Source organism: Candidatus Zixiibacteriota bacterium (assembly GCA_022865345.1).
GTDB lineage: Bacteria > Zixibacteria > MSB-5A5 > MSB-5A5 > RBG-16-43-9 > RBG-16-43-9.
This window is the reverse complement of the sequence record JALHSU010000187.1, coordinates 1-4,721: the sequence shown is the minus strand read 5'-3', so window position 1 is coordinate 4,721 and position 4,721 is coordinate 1. Positions and strand designations below refer to the sequence as shown.

The window sequence follows — 4,721 nt, the reverse complement described above, 5'->3', positions numbered from 1 at the left end:
AGTAATCCGCTGGTGTAACCGAGTTTGATTAATGCCAGCTCAAAGAACACCCATAAGCCGGACACGATTACAGGATTAAATCCAAAGAACTGTTTTGCAATTCCTACTCCCCAGCCCCACAGGGCAAAAAGGAGCGTTCCGCATAAAATCTTAAAGATTGTCGAGATCGGAGCTAAGAAAAAGGCGTCCAAGCTCCAGAAAGTAAAGAAAGTTAGACCGAGCAGAAAGCCCAAACGAAAAGCCTCTTTAGCAGAAGCCCGGTTGACTTTCCACAAGAAAGGGAAAAGGGCAATAAAGGAGAAATACCAGTAGCTGGGGAATAGATTGGCTACCAATAAAAAAAGGGCACTCGTGCCTGAATATAGGAAATCCTCTGCTACACCGGAGAAGAACCTACTCGGAGATAAGAAGCCACAAGAGTAGCCATTCCCTTTGACACTTTTTGTCCGTGCCAACTCCATATTACTCTTTCTCCCAGAATTCTCTAAGGTAGATAGTCTAAGCAGAAGAGAGTGATGCCCTTAGAAAAAAGGGCAAATATATCTATTTAGTTACAGAGACATTTTACATTTTATTGAAGAGTTTGTCAAGAAAAATTATTGTTTTTTTCGTATATTTTTGAGTGGATACTTGCCTCAGTCTAATGAGAACCTGTTCGTGAGAAGGTATGAGTGGGCAAATAGTTTAGATTGACCTGGCTAAGCGATTGGTAGTCAAAGGGTTAAAAAAAATAGTGGGTTCTAAAATTTTTACTTGACAGGAGTGGTAAGTTATTATATTATAGTTGTTTAAAAAAAATATGATAACACAAAATACAACATTTAACGGGAGAATTGAAAGGGGGTTAGAAATGAGATGACCGTTGTCAAAATCCGAGAGGATGAGAGTTTCGAGAAAGCCCTGCGGCGTTTTACGAAATCCTGCGAAAGGTCCGGTATCTTAGCCGATATCAGAAAACATCAGCATTTCGAGAAACCGTCTGAAAAACGGAAAAGAAAAATGGCTGCTGCCCGGAGAAAAAGCCGTCGCAGATTTTACGAAGAATCATTCTAAACCCAATAATGAGTCTCAAGGAAAGAATCGATCAGGATATGAGAATGGCGCAGAAGTCGGGTGAGAAATTGAAGTTGAGTCTCACCCGTCTTCTTAAATCTGACATCCGCTACAAGGAGATCGATAAAGGTAAAGAGCTTTCAGACGAGGAAGTGCTCGAAGTTCTAACCTCCGCCGCAAAAAAACACCGGGATTCGATCGAGCAGTTTAGAAAAGGCGGGCGGGAGGATTTAGTTAAACAAGAAGAAGATGAGCTGAAGCTGATTTTGGGTTATATGCCTGAACAACTCAACGCCGAGGAGTTAGGGAAATTAGTCGAGGAGGCTATAACCGAGGTCGGCGCAGAGGGCGAAAAAGACATGGGCAAGGTGATGAAGGTTCTGATGCCCAAAGTAAAGGGTAAAGCCGATGGTAAGGCAGTCAGCCTTTTAGTTTCCTCCAGGCTCAAATCTGCTCAAAGAGAATCTACCCCGGATGATCCTTCATAGTGAAGGGCTTTCTTGATGTCTGAGACTGACTGAAACGTCATTCTTTAATTAGTGAAGAATGGCGTTTTTCTTTTTGAAGAAAATTAGTATATTAATCAAAGAAAACAAGTTGCGTAGGCGGGGCTCCAAGCCCCGCAAAATGAACTTGTAGTCCGAATAAACGTAGCGCGACCCTTTCAGGGTCGCAAGAAACGTAGCGTTGCCACTCCCGTGGCAACGGGGATCACGTCAGGAGTGTGGATCGGCAAATTTCCTCTCCCCTCGTGAAAGAGGGTTAGGTAGAGGCGTAGAATAACCGTCCTCACGGGAGTGAGGACGCTACAATAGGAGGAATCAAATGGAACAAAGAAGATTGATTGATTTAAGGAGCGATACTGTTACCCGCCCCTCTAAGGAAATGCGAAAAGCCATTGCCGAGGCTGAGGTGGGGGATGACGTTTTCGGGGATGACCCGACTGTCATAAAATTGGAAGAGATGGTGGCTTTCCTTTTGGGAAAGCAGAAAGCGCTTTTCGTCCCTTCCGGGACTATGGGCAACCAGGTCTGCTTAAGGTCTTTGACCAGTCCGGGGGATGAGGTCATCCTTGAGGTAAACTCGCACATTTACAACTATGAAGTCGGTGCGCCTGCGGCTTTGTCCGGGCTTCAGCTTCATCCCATAAAGGGTGAAAGAGGGATTATGAAGGCTGAGCAGATTCTGGAAGAGATCAGGCCTGATAACATTCATCATCCGCCGACTGCACTCATAGTCATCGAAAATACTCATAACCGGGCAGGAGGAACGATTTACTCTCTTGAGGTAATCCAGAAAATCAATGAGGTGGCACGAAAGTGTAGCGTGAAGATGCATCTGGATGGTGCCAGGCTGTGGAACGCTTCTGTTGCCACCGGGATTCCCCTGAATATGTATGCCAGCTATTTCGATTCGGTTTCCGTGTGCTTATCAAAGGGCTTAGGAGCGCCAATTGGCTCAGTTGTTGCAGGGAGCACAGAGTTTATCAAAAAAGCACGCAAGAACAGAAAGATGTTCGGAGGGGGGATGAGGCAGGTGGGGATTATTGCAGCGGCAGGTATATATGCGATTGAGCATAATATTAATCGTCTGGCAGAAGACCATAAGAATGCCCGGCTTTTGGCTGAGGGGTTATCGAAGATAAAAGAGATTTATATCGATATGGAGACTGTGCAGACTAATATGGTTATTTTAGAGATTAAGGAAGAAGGGAAGGATGCAGAGTGGTTGGTGGAAAGACTAAAGGAAAACGGGATTCTTAGTATTCCTTTCGGGAAAAGAAAAATGAGGCTGGTGACGCATCTGGATGTGAACACGGAGGATATTCATCAGACGATTGAGGTTTTTAAAAGGGTGTTTGAGGGATAGACTTCCGCTATTTTTTTCCGACAACCCACAGCTGTTATGTTGGGTGAATTAAAGGGATTGTAGGATATGAGTTATGTATTCTTTAAAAAAGGTATCGAGAGGTGTTGCTATTGGTGTTATGAAAATGATAAAGCAAAGCTCACCAAGGACCACTTGCCACCCGATTGCATTTTTCCTAAACGAGATAGAATTGGCTTGCAACTTATAACCGCTCCAATTTGTAATAGATGTAAAGCTATACACCATACGAGTGATGACGACAACAACTTTTTGCGGCACATGCACTTTTGGGCATCACTCGGTTCATTAAGCCGTGACACCCATCTGAAACTTCAGGAGTTAGTAGAATATAGTTCTTTGGCTGAAGATCGAGGAATTGTCCAAGCGGAATACCTTGATGTCGAGTTATCCAGTGGACAAGTTGTCAGGTACCCTGTACTGAAAGGAGGCAGTGGGCCTATAGCGAGAGTTCTAGACAGTATTGCTAGGGCATTTTACTATCGGATGAGAGGGGAGATCATTCCGGAAAATGTATCGCCTAGCTTTGTATTTAAACCTCAAAAGAGCTTTAATCCTCCGATGAACCTACTGCAGGGTATGAGGCCATGCGTTGTAAAAAAATCATGTTTTTGAATTTTCTCCGGTGCTCTTTCAAGAAGAAGAATTCAGATATCTTTCTTGGGAGTTTAAGTTCTATAGCCTTCCTCCCTTGCCGATTTATTACTATTACGATTTATAATCATAATATTTTCTTCACATGAAATTCTTGTATTGACCGTAGGGGCGACCCGGCGGGTCGCCCCTATCCATTTCCAGCACGCCTCATAGAAAATCATCCTTGACTTTTTTAAGTTTGGCAGTATGATAATATCCACTGGCTTCTTTCCTGAAATATTAAGACTTGTCAGCCGCTAACTTTTAGATAAGAGGAAAAAATGAAAACTAAACGTATAGTCCTTCTTGTCTTGCTCATAATATTTTTGCCCGGTCTTGTCAGAGCAACTACGGTAAGACTGTCCTATCCTCCAGAAGTAACTGCAGTTCTGGACTCTGCCGGGAGTAATCGCGGGGAGCTGGAAAAGGTTCTATCCTATTATTTTTCTGCAAAGGATTCCTTGAAACTCCAGGCGGCATTTTTCCTGATTGGCAATATGGAAGGGCACAGCTACGTGACTTACGTCCTTCAGGACACTAACAAAAAAGAGGTCAGCTTCAACGTTCTGGATTATCGGGATTATGACACCTTAAGAGCGGAATTTGATACTCTGGAGGCGCATCACGGTTCGCTTGATTTCGAAAAGAAGGAGATTATTTATGACTTAAAGACCATCACAGCCGATTTCCTGATCAAGCAGATCGATTACTCCTTTAAAGCCTGGCGTGAAAAACCCTGGGCTAAGAATTTATCTTTTGAACAGTTTTGTGAATATGTGCTGCCTTATCGGGGGAGCAATGAGCCTCTGGAGAACTGGCGTGAATTTTTCTGGGAGAAATACAAAGGGCTGGAAAAAAAGATGACAGACCCTTCTGATCCGGTTCAGGCGGCAAAACTGATCAATGATGACGTCAAGTCGTGGTTTACCTTTGACCCGCGCTATTATTATCATCCGACTGACCAGGAGCTTTCCGAGATGCTCAAGAACCATCTGGGAAGATGTGAGGATATGACCAATGTCACTATCTATGCTATGAGAGCGAATGGTCTGGCTGTTACTTCCGACTATACTCCTTTCTGGGCAAATGCCGGGAATAACCATGCGTGGAATGCAATAGTTACTCCGGATGGCAAAGCCATTCCT

The 4,721-nt window shown here is 43.9% G+C and carries 5 protein-coding genes; 4 read left to right on the top strand and 1 reads right to left on the bottom strand.

What is annotated here, in order from left to right:
* Nucleotides 1-455, bottom strand: a 455-nt coding sequence (locus MUP17_09105) for a hypothetical protein (GenBank protein MCJ7459134.1), incomplete at its 3' end; no start/stop codon positions are given.
* A gap of 400 nt (nucleotides 456-855) precedes the next feature.
* On the opposite strand from MUP17_09105, the gene rpsU reads away from it, so the two are divergent.
* The 4 genes from rpsU to MUP17_09085 all read left to right on the top strand — a co-directional run.
* Entirely contained in the window at nucleotides 856-1,053 is a 198-nt protein-coding gene (rpsU, locus tag MUP17_09100; GenBank protein ID MCJ7459133.1) for a 30S ribosomal protein S21, read from the top strand.
* A gap of 8 nt (nucleotides 1,054-1,061) precedes the next feature.
* Nucleotides 1,062-1,541, top strand: a complete 480-nt coding sequence (locus tag MUP17_09095; GenBank protein MCJ7459132.1) for a GatB/YqeY domain-containing protein — start codon at nucleotides 1,062-1,064, stop codon at nucleotides 1,539-1,541.
* Nucleotides 1,542-1,878: 337 nt separating this feature from the next.
* Entirely contained in the window at nucleotides 1,879-2,922 is a 1,044-nt protein-coding gene (gene ltaE, locus MUP17_09090; protein ID MCJ7459131.1) for a low-specificity L-threonine aldolase, read from the top strand.
* A gap of 935 nt (nucleotides 2,923-3,857) precedes the next feature.
* The coding region (locus MUP17_09085) for a hypothetical protein (protein ID MCJ7459130.1) at nucleotides 3,858-4,721 on the top strand (864 nt) is incomplete at its 3' end.

Bases quoted from the DNA above. Each gene is read 5' to 3' on its own strand.
- MUP17_09095 (MCJ7459132.1), top strand. From the start codon at position 1,062: ATGAGTCTCAAGGAAAGAATCGATCAGGATATGAGAATGGCGCAGAAG.
- rpsU (MCJ7459133.1), top strand. From the start codon at position 856: ATGACCGTTGTCAAAATCCGAGAGGATGAGAGTTTCGAGAAAGCCCTG.
- ltaE (MCJ7459131.1), top strand. From the start codon at position 1,879: ATGGAACAAAGAAGATTGATTGATTTAAGGAGCGATACTGTTACCCGC.